Source organism: Spirosoma luteolum (assembly GCF_054778875.1).
Map to the genome: position 1 here is coordinate 72,950 of NZ_BAAGZE010000022.1, position 20,882 is coordinate 93,831.

The following is a 20,882-nucleotide window of genomic DNA, read 5'->3' on the forward strand; positions in this document are numbered from 1 at the left end:
TAGAAGCGGCTACGACCGTAAAAAGGGTTGAATTTATCAGACGGTAGGGGGCAGAGCGGGCAAACCCGCGGGCCGATCGCCATGGAGTCGGCCAGAATGCGTAGCTTGGGGTGACGTTACTGAAAAACCAGTCTTTATGCAGTCCGGCACCTACCGGTATGGCCTGCCCCGCAAGGCAATCAAAGGCGACTGTCCCGCCTGCGGTCCCCGACGACGGCGCACGCTGAGCCGCTATATCGACCTCCGCACGGGCGAGCTGTTGCCCGAGATCTACGGCCGTTGCGACCGCGAGAGTAACTGCGGCTACCACCTCAGTCCTTACCACAAAGGCCCCTCAGGCCTCAGCTACGCCGAAGAGATCAAGCCGCGCACGGGTTACGACCAGCTGCCCAGAGAGTGGTTCAGCACGGCCGGAAAGCTGGCCCGGCGCGGACTGCTGGCTGCCGATGTGGCCGCTACGCTGTGCCGACAGGAGGGGGCCACCTACGAACAGGCCGAAATCGTGACCGACTATGTGTTTGCGCGGCATAGCCCGGCATCGATGCCGGTGGGGATGGTACCGCCGGCCGACGGCCCCGTCTTTGCCATTCCCGACGAGGTATTTCTGCCGTCGCTCGGGCATTACGACCGCAATCAGCTGGCCCTGCTGCTGCGCCGGCACTTCGGCGCAGCCATTGCCGATGAACTGCTCGCGCGCTTTCAGATCGGCACGTCGGCCTTCTGGCCGGGCGCCTGCGTATTCTGGTATATCGACGAGCAGGGCCGCAAACGAGGGGGGCAGATCAAACTCTTCGACGATGATTTCCATACAGCCAAATACGTGGATGGCTTTGGCGAAAAGCGGTCGAAAACGAGCTGGGTGCATACCGCCGTGGCCCGGCGTTACGACGACCAGCAGCAGCCTTACCCCGACTGGCTGACGGCCTATCTCGATGAGCGCAACGATGTGCAGAAAGCGCCCTGCCTGTTTGGGTTGCCCCAACTGGCACTGGCCACGCCCGACCAGCCGATTGCCGTGGTCGAAGCGCCCAAAACGGCGCTGGTCTGCACGCCCTATTTCCGGGGCTTTATCTGGCTGGCGGTGGGGGCGCTGTCGTATCTGAACGCCGACCGGCTGGCTCCCCTCAAAGACCGCAACGTGGTGCTGTTTCCCGATCTGTCGAAAGACGGAAGTGCGTTTGCGCGCTGGAGCCGTATTGCCACCAGCCTGCAGCAGCAGGGCCTCAACGTAACGGTGTCGGAGTTTCTGGAAAATCGGGCTACCGACGCCCAGAAGCTGGCCGGCTACGATCTGGCCGATTACCTGCTCGAACAGCACGAAACCTTTCCCAGCGAGAAGATGGTCACGACCTGACCAGGCCCCTGTAAAACATAGAAAAGCGGCCCTGTATCAGTACAGGGCCGCTTTTCTGGTAACTGGCAGGCGGTGCCGTGCCGACCTTCTACTGCATATGCACGCGGAACTGCCACACCTGCTTGTCGAGTACGTAGCTTAGATCCTGAAACTTGTTCGAAGTAACTTCATCGCCGTTTTTGCCCGTGCTCTCGATGCGCTGCCGCACCCGTTTGGCAACCGTGTAGATACGCTCGGTCATGATCTCCAGCACCTGCCGGTCGGTGAGCGGGCCAGCCGGAAACTTGGGCAGGTTGGCCGTGGCGACAATCGTTTCGGTACGGCCATCGGCAGGCAGACCAATCTGCAGCTGCCGCTCGGCAAACAGGTCGGCCTGCTCGCGGTAGGTGTCGGCGTACTCCTGCAGGGCTTCGTGCAGTGGGAAGTACAGCGGCCCGCGCACGTTCCAGTGCGATTGTTTGGCATCGTGGAATAGCTCCAGCAGTTCGACAACCGTGGCCTGCAGATCGGCATTGATGGCCTGGCGTTTATCGGCTTCGAGCGGAATCCACCCATCGGCGCGCTCGTTGCGGTAGTTACCCAGCTGGGATGGTCCCGTTTGGGGGGCAGGCTGCTGATTCGTTGGGGTCGGGGTGGCAGGGGTACTGCTCCGGCGGTTCTGAGCCAGGGCAGGCTGGGTCAGGGCGACCAGGGCAAGCGCACCACCAGCCAGGTACAGTCGAACGGATTTGCGATTGGTAATCATAGCGTTGAGTTGGCAAAAATTGATTGATCTATAAAAAAACAGGGTATTCAGTGTGAAGGGCGCGGGGAAACCGGTACGGGCTGACCAGACTGCAGTTCTTTGTGCATGATAAGCCCTCCCAGTCGGCCCACGTTGGCCATCAGGCCACTGGTAAGGAGGGCCAGGGCAAACACAACCGCTGGTAGCCAGGGCAGTCGGCGGGCCCGCGCCCAGACCAGATCCAGCAGGGCCGCTACGCCCGTGAGGTACATGGCGATGCTGGCCAGCGTCGACGCATCTTCGTGCTGGTGGAACCGCGCTTCGTCGAGCGCCCGAATCGAGCGGAGGTAGTGCTCGGCCTCGTCGCCCGTCAGGTTGGTCAGTACGGTGCCCAGGCTCATGCAAACGAGCAGGCCAAGCGCCAGCTGAATGATGGGGGCGCTGCGCCGGAGCAGGCCAAAACCCAGTATGAGGGTGGCCAGCAGCCCCCCGATGATAGGGATGTGATTGACCAGCAGATGCCAGTGAGCGTCATTCATGGGGTCGTCTAAGAAAAGGGTGTGTGTGCCGATGCGCATGGGGAGCCATGCCCACCGCTGGCAGCAGGGAAACAGGCGAGACAGGCGAGGTAAGGTATACCACACGCGGACGGGAGCCTTGGCAAGGAGTCCGGGAAAAACCCCGACACCTACGCTCGGGGCGGATTCATCAGGGCAAAAACGGGAACAAAGGCGTAGAGATCAACTTTACGCAGGAAAACGGCCCGAACAAACCATAGCCCGAATGCCAGTATCAGTGGAGGGGCCAGGCGAAGAAAAGCAGGCGTATACACGGGCAGCAGGTGACTGCTGGCGGGTAGTTTGGTGTGAGGATGATTGGGATGCTTTAAATGGTCAGAGTCGGCCCCGTAATGCATAAGCAGAAACGATCCGAAGCTGAGGTCGGGAATCTGCCGCCGGTGTTCCCGATAGTGTGTCATCAGGTCGCCCCAGTGCGTCGACTGATCCAGGCCAAAGCCCGGAAGCAGGCTCCCGGCCAGCAGCCAGCACGACAGTAAGAGGGCAATGACCGATTTCATGCGTATACAACCCCTGCGTAAAAAGCATTGTTTTTGGGCTGGAAGTCAGGTAGGTTAAAATTGGGTTAAAGTGCGTCAGGGGGCAAGAAACAGCTGTCTGCGAACAAATCCGCTGCAGTATTTACTTACCAGCAGGTTGGAGTCGGATGCAGTAAACGTATACGTAAGAAATCCACGCGTAAGCCTGGTTGACCGGAGGGGGAGGGCTGTGGGAGGCTGACCAGGCCGGAGCGAAGCAACGTACTTCCTGTACATCATAAGAATGCCGTACTGTAGTCCTGCCGTTAAGGCCTGCAAGCCAGAGGATAAGCGTCGGGCACAGATGGGCGGGCAGCCGCCGGTTTCCGGTCCGGCCTGCGTCACGTACCGGGACGGTGGCTAACTGCCGACCGGCCAGGTGCCTTTCCCTAAGAGTCGAAAACAATTGCCGGGTGACAGGCTTTAGTACTGTATCAGATTTACCCGATATACCCATGACACAACCCCCTGCGAACCTTGCCCCCCTGCGGTACAATTCCGATTACGAACAGCCGGCACCCGACGAAGCCGAAACCATCCGCGAGATTCTGGCCACGCTGGCCGAGATTCAACAGAAGACCTATCAGTCGGAAGGCCACGCCATCCGGAGTGTGCACGCCAAGAGCCATGCGCTGCTGACGGGCGAGCTGCAGGTGTACGATAACCTGCCACCTTATCTGGCACAGGGCATGTTTGCCAAACCCGGCACGTATCCGGTGGTGGCCCGCATCTCTACGCAACCGGGCGATGTGCTCCCCGACAGCGTGTCGACCCCCCGTGGGATTTCGTTCAAGGTATCGGGTGTAGCGGGCGAACGCCTGTCCGACACTGACGAGGCTAACACGCAGGATTTTATTCTGGTTAACAACAGTACCGTTTTTCCACAGCAGCTTAAAGACTTCCTGAACGGCCTGAAACGGTTCGATAGCCTGACCAACAAAGCCGAGGGTTTGAAAGAAGGCATTTCGAAGGTACTGCGGGCCGTGGGCAAAGTGGCCGAAGAACTGGGCGGGTCCGATGCGGGCGTTATGCCCGGTATGGGCGGCCAGCCCGCCACTCACCCCATGGGCGACACCTATTATTCGCAGGCCGCCTATCTGTACGGCGACTACATGGCCAAGTTCTCCCTGACACCCGTCACGCCCACCATGAAAGCGCTCAAGGATCAGCCTGTCGACGTCGACAGCGATGATAACGCGCTGCGCCAGTTGCTGCAGGGGTACTTCACCAGCAACGGTGCCGAATGGGAACTGGGCGTACAACTGTCAACCGACATCGAAAAAATGCCGGTCGAAGATGCGTCGGTCGAATGGCCGCAGGAAGAAAGCCCTTACCTGCCGGTAGCTAAACTGACCATCGCCCCACAACCGGCCTGGACCGACGGGAAATCCGCCGTTGTCGACGACAAAATGTATTTCAGCCCGTGGCATGGTCTGGCAGCGCACCGGCCACTGGGTGCCGTTCAGCGCGCGCGCCACACCGCCTACAAAGCCTCGGCCGAATTCCGGCGCAACAAATATGGCAAGACCGATAATCCGGCCGACGTAAAGTAAACGATGCTGATTTCTGCTAGTCGATTGAACGGTAGGCTAACCGCGACAGATCGGCGTAGCGAAAGCCTGTATGCTATTGAACCAGATTGACCTTTCGAACCTGGCTTATGCCTACTGTTAGTCGGTTCTGAAGGTGTCCTACCAGAGGCTCGACAGCATTTCATCGAGTAAATGCCGTGCATAATTTGGGTCACATAACAGGCCGAATAATAGCGGTTGTATATCCCGAAATATCCGGTTGTTGATCCACCGGCGATAAACGAAAAAAGCCTGAATCAGTGTCGATTCAGGCTTTTTTCGTAACAAGGCTTGTCTACTCTGTGTGACCACGGGGAGACTCGAACTCCCATGCCGTGAAGCACCACCCCCTCAAGATGGCGTGTCTACCAGTTTCACCACGTGGCCAATCCCTTATTGCGGGTGCAAACATAGCCATTTGTCCGTTTATACGCAACAGGAGGCCTTTTTCTTTTTTTAAAATTTCGGGATATCCCCCGCTTTTGGCCGGAATTTCGTACTTTTATACAGTTAAATGCATTCAAAATCACCCAGTCCTATGGCATTGGAAATCATTGGTAAACTCATAAAAGTATTGCCCGAAGTATCGGGTCAGAGTCAGAAAGGTCCCTGGAGCAAGCAGGATTTCGTACTCGAAACGCTCGACCCAACCTACCCTAAAAAAGTTTGTTTTACGGCCTGGGGCGAGAAAGTAAACGACCTGAAACAGTTTGCAACCGGCGATACCATCAAAGCTACCTTCAGCGCCGAGTCGCGGGAGTACAACGAACGGTGGTACACCGAACTGCGGGCGTTCCGCATCGAGCAGTCGGAAGGCGAAAGCGGTGCACCGGCCGGTGGTGGCTACTCGGCACCCGCCCGTCAGCCCCAGCAGCAGGCGGCCCGTCCGGCCCAGCCCGCCAGTACGCCCTTCAATACCACTTTCGACGAAGAGAGCAACGATCTCCCATTCTGATCCGGACAAACGAAAAAAGCCGCTGTGAAGCGGCTTTTTTTTCGTGATCCGGCTGGGATTCGAACCCAGGACCCATACATTAAAAGTGTATTGCTCTACCAGCTGAGCTACCAGATCGAGGCACCGGTTGTTCGTATGAACGACCCCGTTTCCTTAATTGTGGTGCAAAAGTATAGCCTTTAATTTATCAATGCAAGCCCTGGCTCTTAAAATAAGCCTATTTCTCCTGTTTTTTTCGGCGGGGGCCGCTCGGGCCGACAGCCGACAGGATACCCTGCGCCGGGCCGACTCGCTGTTTGCCGCTGATGCTCAGCAGGATGCCGCCCGACTCTACCAGCGGGTCATGGCCGGCGGGTTTCCAGCTACGGATGTGATGCTGCTCAAGCTGGCCAGCGCCAGCGAGCGCCAGAACGACATACCCCATCTGCTATACTACCTGCAAGTCTACCTCGACCGCCATCCCGACGATGCGGTGCTCCGTCGTATGAACGACATTGCACGAGCCAACAACCTCAGCGGCTACGAAACCGACGACCTGAACTACTTCTATCTTTTCTACAAACAGTACGGCATTTACTTTCAGTTGTTTCTGCTGGTGCTGGCGATCTATGCCTTTGGTGTGTTGCTGAACAAAGTACTGCGCAACCAGCCGGTACCGGGTCGGCAGAAAGGGGTGCTGTTCTTTTTCCTGATCGGTCTGCTGGTGTTCGTCAATCTGCCGCGGGGCGTACGGTCGGGTATCACCAACGACGACCGGGTATTACTCCGCACCGATCCGTCGGCTGCGGCTCCCGTGGTTGACGTAATCAGTCGGGGCAACAAGCTGAATATCCTCGGTAGCCGAGACATCTACCTCCGCGTCCGCTGGCACAACCAGTGGTACTACGTGCGGCAGGATCAGGTGTGGGTGATTTAATGAGTGATTGGGTGAATGAGTGATTGAGCGATCCGTTACCGCAGTGGGTTTGTCACTCAACCACTCAACCACCACGCGCTCAACGTTCAACTGAATGCTGGTGCGATTGCGTGATGCGTTACCGCAGTGGGTTTGTCACTCAACCGCTCAATCACCACGCACTCAACGTTTCAACGGCGAGTCCTTTTCCTTGGCGAGGGTGTTGTAAACCAGTTTGTCCATCAGGCTGGGCAGCCATTTGTTGAGTAACACGGTGAGTTTGCCCTGCCCGGTCAGAATCAGCTCGCGTTTGCGCGATCGAACGGCTTTCAGAATGTGATCGGCACAGGCTTCAGCGGTCATCATACCGGCTTCGTCGCGCATGGTTTCGCCGGTGGCCTCGCCGGTGGCGTTGAGGGCTGCAAAGCGGATGTTAGACGCCGTAAAGCCCGGGCACGCCGTTAGTACGTGTACACCCGTGTGCAGCAACTCCGTCCGGACGGCTTCCAGAAAGCCGTTCATGGCAAATTTAGACGCCGAATATCCCGCCCGTACCGGCAGGCCCCGGTAACCCGCAATCGACGAAATGCCTACGATGGAACCCTTAGCCTGCACGATGTAGGGGAGGGCATAGCGCGTGGCGTAGACCGTGCCCATGAAGTTGATCGCCATCACCTTCTCGATCACGGCAGGGTCGGTGTCGATCAGCATCGAGCGCATCGAAATGCCGGCGTTGTTGATCAGGATATCGATGCGGCCGTAGTGCGCAACGGTTTTATCGATTAAATTTTTGACATCGGCTTCAACACTGACGTCGGCCGGAACGGCCAGTGCGTCGATACCGGCCTGGGTAAGTTCCTGCCGGACGAGATCGAGTGAGCTGGCACTGCGGGCACACAGGGCCAGTCGAGCGCCCTCACGGCCGAAGGCGAAGGCCAGGGCTTTCCCGATACCCGACGAAGCCCCCGTTATTAAGACAATCTGTTGGTTCATACGCCACGAAGATACGGCACGAACCGTTTATCGAATGAGGGTGACGGGGCCCTTGTACGTTCGTTTGGTGGTTTCGAGCAGGTAATAGTAAGTGCCGGCGGGCATGTCGGTGCCGGCCCAGGCGAAGTGAGCATCGGTCGAGGTGTAGACGATGCGCCCGTACCGGTTGCTGATACTGACCGATTTAAACTGCTCGAAGCACCCATACTCGGGCAGGTTTTTCACCGTAAAGAAATCGTTCATGCCGTCGTTGTTGGGCGTAAACACGTTCGGAACGGTGATCTCGGCGCTGCCCGACTGGTCTTTGACAACAAACGTAACGGTGGTGGTGGTGGCGTGGCCCGGCTGGCAGGAACGGTCGTCGGCCGTAAAATCGACGACGAAGGTGGCTTCCGGTTTGCCGTTGAGCAGCGCACAGGTCGGCTTCCAGTCGAACGGCGCCTGCAGGGCCGCCCGCCCCGATTTATTCGTAAAGCTCATTCCCATGGCTTTCATGTCGAAGCCCCGGCCCACGCCCGAAAGCAGCAGCGTGTCGCGGTCAGGATCGTCGCCCGTCACCATAAACGAACTGCCCGTTGCCTGCGGGTCGGTACTGACCGTGATCGTGACGGTGGGCTGGGCGAGCGACGTCTGCACGCTGGGCGGGCGGCTGGGTAAGCCCACCGCACTGAGCCGAACCGTTACGGTGTCGCGCTGCCCGTTGCTGCAGCGGGTATCGGTCACGATAAAGTCGACGAGGTATTCCGATCGGGTGGCGTCGGTACAGGTCGGTTTCCAGGTAAACGGCCGGGCAACCTTCCCGACGCCCGAGGCCGCGCTGAAGCTCATGCCCGCCTGCGCCAGGGCAAAGCCTCGCCCTACTGCGTCGATCGTGATGTTGTCGTTGTTGGGGTCGGCGCCGAAGGCGGTGAAGCTGAGGGGAGTACCCACCATAACCCGGCCGATATTGTTGGTCAGGTTGGTGGTTGCCTTGGGCTTGTCGTTGGGCGCGGGTTTGATGGCAAGCCGAATGGTAAGTGTATCGCTGAGCCCCTGCGGACAGCCATCGTCGGTAGCCCGGATCATCAGCGTAACGGGTTTGCCGTCGGCTCCCACACAGCGGCCAAAGCAAAACTGCGTTTGCAGCGTGTCGCGGCTGGTGCGCGTTTGCAGGTCGCCGGGCGTAAGGGTGAGCCCCGGCAGCGAGCCGCTCATGTTGGTGATGGTGATGCGCTGGTTGGGGTTGATATCGGTAATGTACAGGTTCAGGCAGTTGGTGTCGCCTTCGGCCAGGGTAACCACGGTGCCCTCCTTGTAGAAGGTGTTCTGGCCTTTGGGCTTGAACAGCAGCTGGGGCGCGTCGTTGCGGGCGCAGTCGATTACGCGCAGCTGAAAGTCGCGCCGGACGCGCCCAATGCGTTTTTTGTTGCGGTATTCATCGACTTCGACCGAGAAGACAAACAAGCCGGCCCGGTCGGCCGTAACGCGTAGCAGCCCCGTGCGGGCGTCGACCCGCAGCGGATCCGTTCCCGGAATTTCGTTGCGGGTCGAGATACCCGACTGCCAGCGCACGTCGCTGTAGGGCGCCGGAAAATACAGGGCCGGACCGGTAGCGCCGGGCTGACCAGGGTTGGGGTTGCCCGACGTGGAATTGCCGTTGTAGGGGGTTACGAGCGTGTAGGTGAGGCTGTCGCCGTCGGGGTCGCGCGCGCCGAAGTCGAACGTGAAGGGCCGGCCAATGCAAATAAAATCGCCCTTGGCCGTGCCAAAAACCGGCGAGGAGTTGATGAAGGGCGTACTGCCCGAATAAGGCGCTGGAAACTCGAGGTAAAACACCGAACCAGCCGCGCCGGGATTAATAATGTTGCTGATGATGTTGTTGCGGCAGCAGCGCTCCCAGCTCATGTAATAGCCGTCGGGGTCGTTGAGCGTCTGCGAAAACGTTACGTCGGCACTGTAGCGGATGAGCAGTGTCTGCAGCTCCGACAGCGCACAGGATGGATTTGTGTAGTTGACATACTGCGTACTGACCCGCGGCAAGTCCGCGCTGCCCATGATGGCGTTGTCGCGTTTGCGGAAAATAAATACCGTTACCGTAGCATCATTGGCCCCGGCGTTGCCGTTGACCGCGTCGAAGTACAGGTTCATGTTGATGCGGTGCGTAGCCGTGCCCGTCGACGTCAGTCGTTGCAGCTCCAGTTCGCCCCCCACAATGTGCGTTGCCCATACCGTCTCACTGCCCGCCAGCACCAGGCTGGTCAGGACACATACCCACACTACAAACCGATACAGGTTCATCATAGAAAGCGGTTTACAAATGCTCAGGGTCAGGGGCAGCGCCGGTAGGCCCATTGGCAGAACCGTAGCCGTTGCCCAAAAACCGTTAACTCCTCTAGAAAAGGCTGCTTAAATTAGCGGAATTTTTGGACAAGTATGCGGAGAAAAAACCATAAAGCCCCCGAGCGACTATACGCCGTTACCATTGCCGACGTTGCGGCCGAAGGCAAGTGTATCGTGCGGACCGAAGAGGGCGTCATTTTTGTTGAGAACCCCACGGGCGGACCGGGTGTAGCCCCCGGCGATGTGGTGGACCTGCGGATCACCAACCGTAAGAAACAGTATCGCGAAGCCGTGGCCGAACGCGTCATCGAGCGGTCGTCGCTGCGTACCGAGCCGTTCTGTGAACACTTTGGCACCTGTGGCGGCTGCAAATGGCAGCACATCCAGTATCCCGAGCAGCTGCGCTTCAAACAGCAGCAGGTAATCGACCACCTGACCCGGATCGGCAAGGTGGCCCTGCCCGAGATCCAGCCGATTCTGTCGGCGCATCCCACCGAGTATTACCGCAACAAACTGGAGTTTACCTGCGCCGATGGCCGCTGGCTCACCAAAGCCGAAGCCGCTACCGATGAGCCGATGGATTTTCGGGCGGTGGGCTTCCACGTGCCGGGCCGCTTCGACAAGGTGTTACCCATCAACCACTGCTACCTGCAGCCCGACCCGTCGAACGCCATTCGGCTGGCGGTCAACGACTACGTGTTTGCCAACGGCATGACGCTGTATAACCTGAAGCAGCACACGGGCTTTCTGCGAACGCTGATCATCCGGACGGCGTCGAGCGGGCAGGTAATGGTGACAGTGCAGGTGGCGCAGGACGATCCCGAACAGCTGACGGGACTGATGGATTACCTGCAGGCGCGTTTTCCGCAGATCACCTCGCTCAACTACATCCTGAATACCAAGAAAAACGACAGCTATCAGGATCAGACCGTGATCAACTGGGCGGGGCAGCCGTTTATCGAAGAACGGATGGACGACCACAGTGGCCAGCCGCTGACGTTTCGGGTGGGGCCGAAGTCGTTCTACCAGACCAACGCGCAGCAGGCCTATAACCTCTACAAGGTGGCCCGCGATTGGGCGGGACTGACCGGGCAGGAGCGGGTCTACGATCTCTATACCGGCACCGGTACCATTGCCCTGTTTGTGGCCCGGCAGGCCCGCGAAGTGGTCGGCGTCGAATACGTCGAAGCATCCGTAGCCGATGCCCGGGTCAATGCCGAGGTCAACGGAATTACCAATGCCAGCTTCCACGCCGGCGACATGAAAGATATTCTGACCGATGCCTTTTTCGATCGGCATGGCCGACCTGATGTGGTGATTACCGATCCGCCCCGCGCGGGTATGGACGAGGCCGTGACGCGTCAGCTGCTGAAAGCCTCGCCCCAGCGCATTGTCTACGTGAGCTGCAATACGGCTACACAGGCCCGTGATCTGGGGATTCTGGATGCTGGCTACGATGTAACGGCCGTTCAGCCCGTCGATATGTTTCCGCACACCCACCACGTCGAAAATGTGGTGCTGCTGACCAGGCGGGCAGGGTGGGTGTATACCGAGCCGGCGGTAGCCCCGTAGTTGCCTGCTGAAAGATGAAAAAGGCCTGTATCCAAACGAGGGTACAGGCCTTTTTGTATAGGGTAGCCGTTGCTTAAAAGGGCGTTTCCTGGCTCGGATCGGCGTGGCCAAAGTTCGACAGATCGTTGGCTTTGGAACGGAACACGTTGCCCCCGGCCGGGGGCTGGGGTGCATCGAAGCTGCTGAGCCCATTTACTTCAGGGCTGAACGTCTGGGTCCCCACCGGTTCAAAATACGAGTCGAGGTCGCAGAATTTGGTGAACTTACCCACGAACCGCAGCTGAACAGTGTCGAGCGAGCCGCTCCGGTTTTTGGCGATAATCACTTCGCCAACCCCTACGGTCGAGTTGCCGTTCTCGTCCTGCGTGATGTTATAGTATTCCGGGCGGTAGAGGAAACAGACCATGTCGGCATCCTGCTCGATCGAACCCGATTCACGAAGGTCAGACAGCTGTGGTTTTTTGTCGCCACCGCGGGTTTCAACGGCCCGGCTCAGCTGCGACAGGGCAATAACCGGTACATTGAGTTCTTTGGCGAGGTTTTTCAGAGCCCGCGAGATCGAGGCAATTTCCTGTTCGCGGTTGCCACCCGCGCGCCCGCTCGTATCGCCCGACATCAGCTGCAGGTAGTCGATGACCACCATCTGTATGTCGTGCTGGGCTTTGAGTCGGCGGCATTTGGCGCGCAGCTCCAGAATCGACAGTGCCGGTGTATCGTCGATAAAAATCGGCGCTTCGGTCAGTCGCTGAATCTTATGGTGCAGCTGGGTCCATTCGTGCGGAGCCAGCGTACCCTTTCTGATTTTCTCGGAGTCGATCTCGGCTTCGGCCGAAATCAATCGGTTGACGAGCTGGACCGACGACATCTCGAGCGAGAAAATTGCTACCGGTTTGCCATGGTCGACAGCCGCATTGCGCAGCGCCGACACTACAAAAGCGGTGTTGTGCGTAACGGTCATGTCTTCGAGTAGAAATAACCGGTTTCCGTCGATCGAGAAGCCATAATAATCGTCGACCTTATCGTACTCAACCTCGATACCGGTAACGCGCCAGTCGCAACTCGACCGCAGGGGGCGTGCTTTCTTGCGGTCGATCCGCACCGGTATGCTGTCGAGGTTGCCGAACAACCGTACGCGGTATACGGTCGTCGAATAGCCCCGGGCAGTCAGTGTAGCCTGCTTTTCGACCAGCGAACACCGGAACCCGAGCGTGTCACAGAGGTATTTGATCTGCTCTGCCAGCTCCTTGCTTTTCTGCGTAATCTCGTAGCAGTTGTAGGCTTCCTGGTAATGCCCGTCGCTATCGATCAGGCCTGCCAGCAGCTTTAGCCGGTTTTCGGTTGAGTTAATCAGGTACGAACGCGGGATATGTTTGTGTTCGATCACCGACAGACCCTGCAGCTGTTGCTGTACGTTGAACGCCTTTCTAAGGCCCCGACCACCGGTTGTGATGGCGTAGTTGTTGACGCGGCCGGCCTGTTCGTAAGTCGATAAAGACAGATCGAGCTCGGTAGCGTACTCGCGCAGGTAATCGATTACTTCACCGTCGGTATTGGTAATGCGGGAGCTGTAGGCATGCCCATCCCCGAGCCAGAGCCCCACAAAGTATGGATCGAGCGGTACGGTCTGCTCCGGAAAGTCGACGGCTACTTTATAGCCCTTGTAATTTGATTTAAACTTGTCACTTTTCGTCAGGTAATCGCGCACCGTGATGTTGAGGACAGTACCTTTCTGATGGGGGCCTTCATTACGGGAGCGTTTGAGCGACAGGATATGGCTTTCATTGACGCGGTAGTCGATACCCTTGTTCTGCCGGATCCAGTACATGCGTTCACGGCCTCGGGCAATCGACAGTACCCGGCGCGGGGTCGAGTCGTCACCCATCAGCAGGTCGCCTTCCCGAACATCTTCGACATTACGAAGCGAACCATCAAACATCACGACCCGGGTACCCTTGCCCAGGCACTTTCCCATCGCCGGCCGTGCAGCCAGAATGATGAGTTCGGTGGGCTGCCAGCCCGACGTGACGCGGTCGAGGTTGGTAAAGCCAGACGGTACGCCGGTTAGCCCTTCCTGATTTTTCTTGGTTTCGAGTTCGTTCAGCGCCTGCCGCACAATGGTACTCATGTCGGCGTAGTTCTTCTTGATGTTCGATTCCGAAATCTTGAAGAGCGACTGTTCGGTGCGGTCGAGCAGTTCAAACACGTCGGTCGTATCCTCGTAGGCATCGCGCAGGATAGTCGACGACATGGCGATGAGTGCCCGCTTGAGCGCCTGTTCCGACACAACCCGGGCGTGGTATTCGATGTTGGCCGCCGAGTTGACCCGGAACGTCAGCTCCGATACATAGCCCCCCCCGCCGACGAGTTCGATCTCACCGGTTTTGCGCAGTTGCTGCGTAACGGTAAGCAGATCGATCGGGTCGGAGTTGCCAAACAGGGTTAGAATGGCATTGTAGATACGCTGGTGGGCCTCCTTGTAGAACGTTTCAGGCTTCAGAATGTCGACCACCGACGACAGCGCGTCTTTCTCGATCATCAGCGCACCCAGCACGGCTTCTTCCAGGTCGAGGGCCTGCGGAGGCAGCTTGCCGAGGCCCGTGTCGAGCCAGGCGTTGCCAGCCTGCGGGCGACCGCCGGCAAACGTGGGTTGTTTGCGAAAATGCTGATTGGGGCGTGGGTTATTCTCCATGACGTACTGCAAGTTTACGAATTCCTGCCCCGAGGGACAAGTGCCTAATCGACAACGTATAAGCCCGGAAGACCCCAAAAAATTCGTAACATTCTGGTAATGTTGCGCGTATCACTCCGAAAAAAAACAGACTTTTTCCGCAACAGTACCCGGCCACTCCGGCGTATCAGGCAGACAACGGAGGTAGACGGCTGTCTGTCAGCAAAGTACTGGTATTTTGCGGATAAATCCAGTACTTTCCCGGAATAGGTCAGTTTAAAACAATACCGAACCGGGTGAATATTTTTTGATCGGCCTGCGTTGTTAAGGCAGATAATTCGCTTACTTTTCGGAATCACACATAAACGCAACGCATCGTTTGGTCGAAAAAGTCATCACCCTCGACAATGTCTCGCTCATAGACTTTCTGGGCGTAGAGAACAATACTATCCGGGAGGTAGCTGCTGCCTTCCCGATGAGTAAGATCATTTCCCGTGGAAACGAAATCCGGATCAAAGGCACCACGCCTGAGATTACCCGAATCAGCGATATCCTCGAGTCACTGCTGGAACACTACCAGCGGTATGGCAAACTAACGCACGAGAACGTGCAGAATTACCTGAGTCAGGGCGGCATCGCCACCAACGGCGCCCTGCCCCCCGTACCACCCGACGACGATGAAGTACTCGTTTACGGGAACCGGGGTGTGGTGGTACGGGCCAAAACCGACAATCAGAAACGACTGGTCGAAGCGGCCGAGAAACACGATCTCGTATTTGCCATTGGCCCCGCCGGTACGGGTAAAACCTACACGGCGGTAGCAATTGCCGTACGGGCCCTGAAAAATAAGGAAGTAAAGAAAATCATCATTACCCGCCCGGCCGTCGAAGCCGGCGAAAACCTGGGGTTCCTGCCTGGCGACCTGAAAGAGAAAATCGACCCGTATCTGCGGCCCATCTATGATGCCCTCGACGATATGATTCCGGCCGAAAAACTCAAGCTGTATCAGGAAAACCGGATTATCGAAATTGCTCCGCTGGCCTACATGCGGGGTCGTACGCTGAACAATGCCTTTATTCTGCTCGATGAGGCTCAGAACACCACGCCGATGCAGATGAAGATGTTTCTGACCCGGATGGGGCCCTCTTCCAAGGCTATCATCACCGGCGACCGCTCGCAGATCGACCTGCCCAACCGGCAGAAATCGGGCCTGGTCGAGTCGGTCGATATTCTGAAACAGATCAAAGGCATTGCCTTTGTCGAGCTGGATGGGCGTGACGTGGTGCGGCACCGCCTGGTGCGTGAAATTATTACGGCTTATGAAAAAGCAGGGCAATAGCCTGACCATGCATCTGTTAAAAACCGGTCGGCTGTTGCTGACCGGTTTTTGTGTTAGTATGCTGGCGGGCCAGGTCGGGGCACAGACCCCCGCCACCGCGCCCGTTCTGCGTCGGTGCGGCTCGTCGGAGTACGAAAAGATGGTGCTGCAGCTGCGCGATCCGGCCCGGCGCCGAAACGTCGATCAGCTCAATCAGCTGGTCGAACAGGTACAACTGCAGCAGCAGGGGTTGCGGCAGACTGCCGACCAGACCGTATACCGCATCCCGGTGGTCGTACACGTCATTCACAACACATCGACCGGCGTGATTGGCGGGGCCACCAATGGCAACATCAGCGACGAACAGATTGCCTCCCAGCTTCAAGTGCTCAACGAAGATTACCGGCGGAAGGAGGGAACCCCGGGTTTTAACACCAGTCCGATCGGCGCCGATACGGGCATCGAATTTTACCTGGCGACCACCGACCCCAACGGCAATGCTACCACCGGTATTACCCGGCACTACTACAGCCAGAAAAGCTCGTTCGACGTGTTCAACGACGATGAGCTGCTGTCGCAGATTGCCTACTGGCCCAGCAATCGGTATCTCAACATCTGGGTAACGGCTCTGGCCAACAATTACCTGGGCTACGGACAGTTCCCGACGGCAGCCGACACGCTGAAGGGGCTGATTTCGTACCAGAACGAGCTGATCGACGGGGTCATTATCGATTACCGTTATTTCGGTCGCCGGACAGGGGCTGTACGGAGTGATACGTACTGCTGTGGCCGTACGACAACCCACGAAATCGGGCACTGGCTGGGGCTGATTCATACCTGGGGCGATGGCGATGGCTGCGCCGAAGACTACGTGGCCGATACCCCCCCGACCAAAGGCCCCAACCAGACTTCGCAGTGCCGGACAACGTACTCGACCTGCGTAAACGGCGTGCAGACCCGCGATCTGACGGAGAATTACATGGATTACTCGCCCGACGGCTGCATGAATCTGTTCACGGCCGGGCAAGCCGCCCGGATGCGGGCCGTGCTGCAGCTGAGCCCCCGCCGGCAGCAGCTCATCAGGGCGCTGAATGCGCTGCCTGAAACCGACAGGCTGACAATCAACGTGTATCCTAATCCGGCGCTGACTGCCGACCCTACAGTTGATGTGCAACTAAAGGGATTTCAGTCGTTTACGGTGGGGGTGTACGACATGACGGGCCGGCAGATCCGCGCGCTGTCGTACACCAATTCGCCCAGCAGCCGCGTATCGCTGAATGTACTGGGGTTGCCCGCCGGCGTTTACGTGGTGCGGGTCAGGACCGACACCGAAGTGGCCAGCAGCCGTTTGCTGGTGCGGTAACGGTGAGGAGTAGCCGCTTTGCCCGAACCGGCTGCCGTGCCGCTGATCAGGGCCGACTAATGTGAACCAATAACTGACTGTATGATCGACGTTATCCAGATCGTTGACCCTGCCGATTCCGAAGCGGCTTTTGCCATTCGCCGGCAGGTATTTGTGGAAGAACAGCACGTAGCTCCCGAGGAGGAGTTCGATGAATTTGAGTCGACCAGTACGCACCTGCTGGCGCGGGTCGATGGCCAGCCGGCCGGTACGGCCCGCTGGCGCCGAACGTCGAAAGGGATCAAACTGGAGCGCTTTGCGGTGCTACCTCAGTTCAGGGGTCAGGGCGTTGGCAAAGCCCTGGTCGGCACCATGCTGAACAGTGTATTCAGCCTGATGCCCGAGCCAATCGAAAGCATTTACCTGCATGCTCAGCTGACGGCCATGCCGCTCTATGCAGGCTTCGGCTTTGTGCCCACAGGCCCTCAGTTCGACGAGTGCAACATCATGCACACCAAGATGGTACTGCCCGTATCGGCCTATCCCAAACAATGAACCTGCCGCCGTTTGTCCGTGCCGTAATGGCCCTGGCCTGCGGTATCGTTTTCTACCGCTACTGTCCCGAAGCCACCTGGCTGGTCGGGGTGGTAGCGGTTCTGGCTTTCGGGGCGCTTGGTATCGGCCGGCTGGGGCAGTACCGGTGGCCTGTCGGTACGCGGCAGCTGCTCACGGGCGTGGGCGTACTGAGCCTGCTGGTGGTACTGGGCTGGACAACTACCTGGTGCCGAACGGCCCGCAACGATGCCGACAACCTGGTTCACCTGACCGATACGCTGCAGGCGTACGAAGGCGTGGTGGCTGCCCAGCCCGAAGAGCGGGTCAAAACGTACCGCGTCGAACTGGCTCTTCGGCAGGGGCGCTGGGGCATACCGGCCCGGTGGCAGCCCCTGCGTGGCCGTGTCATTGTGTACCTCGACAAGCAGGCGGGGCCAATGCCGGGCTATGGCGAGGTGTGGCTGGTGAACGGCCCCCCTCGACCCATCGACCCGCCCCTCAATCCCGGTGAGTTCGACTACCGGCAGTACCTGGCCTATCGGGGCATCTATCACCAGCAGTACCTGCGGTCATTTCAGCGCCGGATGCTGGGTGTCGATCCGCCCAGCCGGCTCACAGAACTGGCCATTCGGGTCAACCGCTGGGCCGATGGGGTGTTGACCCGGGCGGTGGGGAGCCGGCGTGAATACGCCATTGTCAACGCGATGATCCTGGGCGTTCGCGACGACCTGTCGGCCGAGCAGTACACGGCCTACGCGGCCGCCGGGGCCGTGCATATTCTTTCGGTATCAGGCCTGCACGTGGGCATACTGTTTCTGGTGCTGGCCTGGCTCATCAACCGCGTGGCGGGCAAGCGCCACGACCGTGTCTGGCTCATTGCGCTGCAGCTGGCGATACTGTGGTTCTACGCCCTCGTTACGGGCTTTTCGCTGCCGGTACTCCGATCGGCGGCTATGGTGAGCCTGGTACTGATCGCCACTGCTAAAGAACGACCATTACCACTGATGCATACGCTCAGTGTGGCCGCGTTCGGCATTCTGCTCTACGATCCCTACGCCCTTTTCTCGCCCGGTTTTCAGTTGTCCTGCTTGGCGGTGGCGGGCATCGGCGCGTGGCAGTCGCCCCTCTATCAGGCGTTTACGGTTCGCACGAAAGCGGGCAACTGGCTCTGGAACATGACCGCCGTGGCGCTGGTGGCCCAGCTCGCTACGTTTCCGCTCGGTGTCTACTATTTCCACCAGTTTCCCACGTATTTTTTGCTGGCCAATCCGTTTGTGATGCTGGCGTCGATGGTGTTGCTGCCGCTGGCCATGGCAACGCTGGCCCTGTGCTGGGTACCGTATCTGAACGATTGGCTGGGCTGGGCGCTGCATAAAATGGCCTGGCTGCTCAACCTGGTGATCGATCAGACGGGGCAGTTGCCGGGCGCCAGCTGGAGCAACCTGTGGCTATCGCCGGCGGCACTGCTACTTGTCTACGCGGTTATTCTGTGCGCGGCCGCCCTGCTGTTGAGCCGCAACCCCCTGTGGACATGGCCCACGCTGGCGAGCGCCGTGATGCTGGCCGTGGTACTCATTCAGGACGATTATGCGCAACTGCATCAGCGCCGGCTAGCGGTGCATTTTCTGCCCCACCGCACGGCCGTGAGTTTCACCGAAGGAAATCGTAGTCTGCTGCTTACCGACCTCGACCAGCGCGACGAACGCTCGTACGCCTTCTACCTGAAAAATACGTTTGGCCAGTGGGGCATTGCCGACCCCGACCGCCGGCAACTCTATCCGGTCGATACGGCACAGCACCCGATGGTAGCCCGGCATCTGGATCGCGACTACAGCCTGTGGGTCTGGCACGGTACGTCGGTGTTACTGATCAACCGGCTGACAAACTACCCGCGCTGGCAACTGCCGGCAGTGGTCGATTACGTGATTATCCGGCGAAATGCCGTGCGCGACTGGGCGCAGCTGCGGGAGCGGGTGGTGGCCCGGCACATTGTATTCGACGATTCGAACCGGACGCCCCTGACCGATCGGCTGCTGGCCGAGGCCCGGCAGCAGCGCATTCGCTGTTTCTCGGTGCGGCAGATGGGAGCCTACGTGGCCGAACTGCCTTAGTTGCCCGGTTTGGGCGTGGCCGTCGAGTCGGGCGTGCCGGGTTTGCGGGGCGCGGGGGGGCGGTACCCGCCGATGTCTTTTTTCATCTGCTCCTTCTTCGACTGGTAGAGGTCCCACTGCTCGGGCGTCAGCAGGGGTTTCAGCTTATCTTCTTTTTCTTCGTTGAACATCAGCATCGAGTCCTGAATCTGCTTGATGGTCTCGGGCGACGGGCGGCCAGTCTGGGTGCCAACGATGTCTTTGATGGCATCCTGCTGCATACTGGCATACTCGTTATTGAGTTTCTTAACGGCTTTCTGCTGGTCTTTATCGAGGTTCAGGTTTTCCTTGAGCCACTTGGTTTCCTTGTTGGCCATATCGCCGGCAATGTTGGGAATGCTGGCGCGGGGTGAGCTGCTGCCCATGTTCTGGCCACCTGCCATACCACCCATCCGTCCGCCGTAGCCACCCCCGTACCCACCGCCATACTGGGCGTAGCTCTGGGTCGAAAGGAATACGCATAAAAACAGGCACAGGGCGCACATCACAGTATGCAGGTAAACGTTCATGGTCAGTCGTATTGAGTTATTGACCCCGCAAAGGTCGGTAAAAAAAGGCGGTGTCGTGCGGGCCGGCAGCGATTTTCTATGGGTCTGCGTGGCGGGTCAGCCGGCCCGGTAAATGACCGGGAAATCAGAAAACTTTTCGCACAAACACACCGTTTGCCAAGTGTATGGAAACAACCGAAAAAATCCGTAAAGCCTACGTTGAGTACGTTCTCGAAACCGGCCATCAGCCTGCCTCTGTGTTTCAGTTTGCGAAAAAGCTGAAACTGGCCGAATCCGATTTCTATACAGACTACGCGTCGTTCGACGCCATCGAAGCCGACGTGTGGCTGACCCTTTTCAACGAGGCCCGCGCCACGGTCGAAGCCGACGAAACCTATCAGGGCTATTCGGTGCGCGAAAAACTGCTGGCCTTTTATTACACCTGGATCGAATTGCTGAAAGCGCAGCGCAGCTTCGTGGTGTATAGCTACGGGCAGCTGCGCCCTGAGGCCGCGGCCGCCAGCCCGATTGCCAAAGCGGCCCTGCGCTCGCGGGGGATGGCCAGCCGCAGCCGGGTGCTGGCCCCCTTTAAGGATGCCTTCTACGACTACGCCCGCGATCTGCTGGCCGAGGGACGGGAAAGCAAAGAAGTGGAGCCCCGCCCCTTTATCACCGACCGGTACCCCGATGCGCTGTGGGCCCAGACCCTGTTTGTTCTTGACTTCTGGGTACGCGACGTAAGCAAAGGCTTTGAGAAAACCGACAGCGCCATCGAAAAGGCGGTCAACACGGCTTTCGATCTGATTGGGCGGTCGCCCATCGACTCGCTGATCGATCTGGCCAAGTTCGTTTACCAAAACAAATAAGCGGTGGCGTTCAGGG

At 58.6% G+C, this 20,882-nt stretch carries 17 protein-coding genes and 2 tRNA genes; 10 read left to right on the forward strand and 9 right to left on the reverse strand.

Annotated elements, in window-relative coordinates; translation table 11 throughout:
* The first annotated feature begins 136 nt into the window (after nt 1–136).
* Nucleotides 137–1,354: a DUF6371 domain-containing protein gene (locus ACYVAC_RS19525; RefSeq protein ID WP_461099475.1), complete on the forward strand. Its 1,218-nt coding sequence runs from the start codon at nt 137–139 to the stop codon at nt 1,352–1,354.
* Between the two features lie 88 nt (nt 1,355–1,442).
* Here the strand turns inward: ACYVAC_RS19525 and ACYVAC_RS19530 are convergent, their stop codons facing one another.
* The 3 genes from ACYVAC_RS19530 to ACYVAC_RS19540 form a co-directional block, all read right to left on the reverse strand.
* A complete protein-coding gene (locus ACYVAC_RS19530) occupies nt 1,443–2,099 on the reverse strand; it encodes a Dps family protein (RefSeq protein WP_461099476.1) in 657 nt (218 codons plus the stop codon).
* Nucleotides 2,100–2,146: 47 nt separating this feature from the next.
* Nucleotides 2,147–2,617 carry a PWWP domain-containing protein gene (locus ACYVAC_RS19535; RefSeq protein ID WP_461099477.1) on the reverse strand — a complete coding sequence of 157 codons (471 nt, stop codon included), beginning with the start codon at nt 2,615–2,617 and terminating at the stop codon, nt 2,147–2,149.
* Between the two features lie 149 nt (nt 2,618–2,766).
* On the reverse strand, nt 2,767–3,156 hold the full coding sequence (locus ACYVAC_RS19540) for a hypothetical protein (RefSeq protein WP_461099478.1): 390 nt from the start codon (nt 3,154–3,156) through the stop codon (nt 2,767–2,769).
* A 473-nt stretch (nt 3,157–3,629) separates the two neighbouring features.
* On the opposite strand from ACYVAC_RS19540, the gene ACYVAC_RS19545 reads away from it, so the two are divergent.
* Nucleotides 3,630–4,727 (forward strand): catalase family protein, encoded by a 1,098-nt coding sequence (locus ACYVAC_RS19545; RefSeq protein WP_461099479.1) that lies wholly within the window; start codon nt 3,630–3,632, stop codon nt 4,725–4,727.
* 323 nt (nt 4,728–5,050) lie between these two features.
* Here the strand turns inward: ACYVAC_RS19545 and ACYVAC_RS19550 are convergent.
* Nucleotides 5,051–5,132, reverse strand: a tRNA-Leu gene (locus ACYVAC_RS19550).
* Between the two features lie 151 nt (nt 5,133–5,283).
* On the opposite strand from ACYVAC_RS19550, the gene ACYVAC_RS19555 reads away from it, so the two are divergent.
* A complete protein-coding gene (locus tag ACYVAC_RS19555) occupies nt 5,284–5,700 on the forward strand; it encodes a DUF3127 domain-containing protein (RefSeq protein WP_461099480.1) in 417 nt (138 codons plus the stop codon).
* A 44-nt stretch (nt 5,701–5,744) separates the two neighbouring features.
* Here ACYVAC_RS19555 and ACYVAC_RS19560 read toward each other — a convergent pair.
* Nucleotides 5,745–5,817 (reverse strand) — tRNA-Lys (locus ACYVAC_RS19560).
* A gap of 73 nt (nt 5,818–5,890) precedes the next feature.
* Here ACYVAC_RS19560 and ACYVAC_RS19565 point away from each other — a divergent pair.
* Nucleotides 5,891–6,616 (forward strand): SH3 domain-containing protein, encoded by a 726-nt coding sequence (locus ACYVAC_RS19565; protein ID WP_461099481.1) that lies wholly within the window; start codon nt 5,891–5,893, stop codon nt 6,614–6,616.
* 162 nt (nt 6,617–6,778) lie between these two features.
* Here the strand turns inward: ACYVAC_RS19565 and ACYVAC_RS19570 are convergent, their stop codons facing one another.
* Together ACYVAC_RS19570 and ACYVAC_RS19575 are read right to left on the reverse strand one after the other, a co-directional pair.
* Complete coding sequence (locus ACYVAC_RS19570; RefSeq protein ID WP_461099482.1) at nt 6,779–7,588, reverse strand: SDR family oxidoreductase; 810 nt, start codon at nt 7,586–7,588, stop codon at nt 6,779–6,781.
* A gap of 27 nt (nt 7,589–7,615) precedes the next feature.
* On the reverse strand, nt 7,616–9,868 hold the full coding sequence (locus tag ACYVAC_RS19575; protein ID WP_461099483.1) for a gliding motility-associated C-terminal domain-containing protein: 2,253 nt from the start codon (nt 9,866–9,868) through the stop codon (nt 7,616–7,618).
* A 132-nt stretch (nt 9,869–10,000) separates the two neighbouring features.
* Here ACYVAC_RS19575 and rlmD point away from each other — a divergent pair, with 132 nt between their 5' ends.
* Nucleotides 10,001–11,479, forward strand: coding sequence for a 23S rRNA (uracil(1939)-C(5))-methyltransferase RlmD (gene rlmD, locus ACYVAC_RS19580; RefSeq protein WP_461099484.1), 1,479 nt, complete (start codon nt 10,001–10,003; stop codon nt 11,477–11,479).
* A 73-nt stretch (nt 11,480–11,552) separates the two neighbouring features.
* Here the strand turns inward: rlmD and dnaB are convergent, their stop codons facing one another.
* Nucleotides 11,553–14,168, reverse strand: coding sequence for a replicative DNA helicase (gene dnaB, locus ACYVAC_RS19585; RefSeq protein WP_461099485.1), 2,616 nt, complete (start codon nt 14,166–14,168; stop codon nt 11,553–11,555).
* A gap of 358 nt (nt 14,169–14,526) precedes the next feature.
* Here dnaB and ACYVAC_RS19590 point away from each other — a divergent pair, with 358 nt between their 5' ends.
* From ACYVAC_RS19590 to ACYVAC_RS19605, 4 genes are all read left to right on the forward strand, one after another.
* Complete coding sequence (locus tag ACYVAC_RS19590; protein ID WP_461099486.1) at nt 14,527–15,486, forward strand: PhoH family protein; 960 nt, start codon at nt 14,527–14,529, stop codon at nt 15,484–15,486.
* A gap of 7 nt (nt 15,487–15,493) precedes the next feature.
* Nucleotides 15,494–16,828, forward strand: coding sequence for a M43 family zinc metalloprotease (locus ACYVAC_RS19595; RefSeq protein ID WP_461099487.1), 1,335 nt, complete (start codon nt 15,494–15,496; stop codon nt 16,826–16,828).
* An 81-nt stretch (nt 16,829–16,909) separates the two neighbouring features.
* The gene (locus ACYVAC_RS19600; protein WP_461099488.1) at nt 16,910–17,362 is read left to right on the forward strand and encodes a GNAT family N-acetyltransferase; all 453 of its coding nucleotides are present in this window, start codon (nt 16,910–16,912) and stop codon (nt 17,360–17,362) included.
* Nucleotides 17,359–19,473: a ComEC/Rec2 family competence protein gene (locus ACYVAC_RS19605; RefSeq protein WP_461099489.1), complete on the forward strand. Its 2,115-nt coding sequence runs from the start codon at nt 17,359–17,361 to the stop codon at nt 19,471–19,473. The genes ACYVAC_RS19600 and ACYVAC_RS19605 overlap by 4 nt, the downstream gene beginning before the upstream one ends.
* Here the strand turns inward: ACYVAC_RS19605 and ACYVAC_RS19610 are convergent.
* The gene (locus tag ACYVAC_RS19610; RefSeq protein ID WP_461099490.1) at nt 19,470–20,021 is read right to left on the reverse strand and encodes a hypothetical protein; all 552 of its coding nucleotides are present in this window, start codon (nt 20,019–20,021) and stop codon (nt 19,470–19,472) included. The two genes, ACYVAC_RS19605 and ACYVAC_RS19610, sit on opposite strands and share 4 nt — an antisense overlap.
* A gap of 164 nt (nt 20,022–20,185) precedes the next feature.
* On the opposite strand from ACYVAC_RS19610, the gene ACYVAC_RS19615 reads away from it, so the two are divergent.
* Complete coding sequence (locus ACYVAC_RS19615) at nt 20,186–20,866, forward strand: TetR family transcriptional regulator C-terminal domain-containing protein (RefSeq protein WP_461099491.1); 681 nt, start codon at nt 20,186–20,188, stop codon at nt 20,864–20,866.
* The last annotated feature ends 16 nt before the right edge of the window (nt 20,867–20,882 follow it).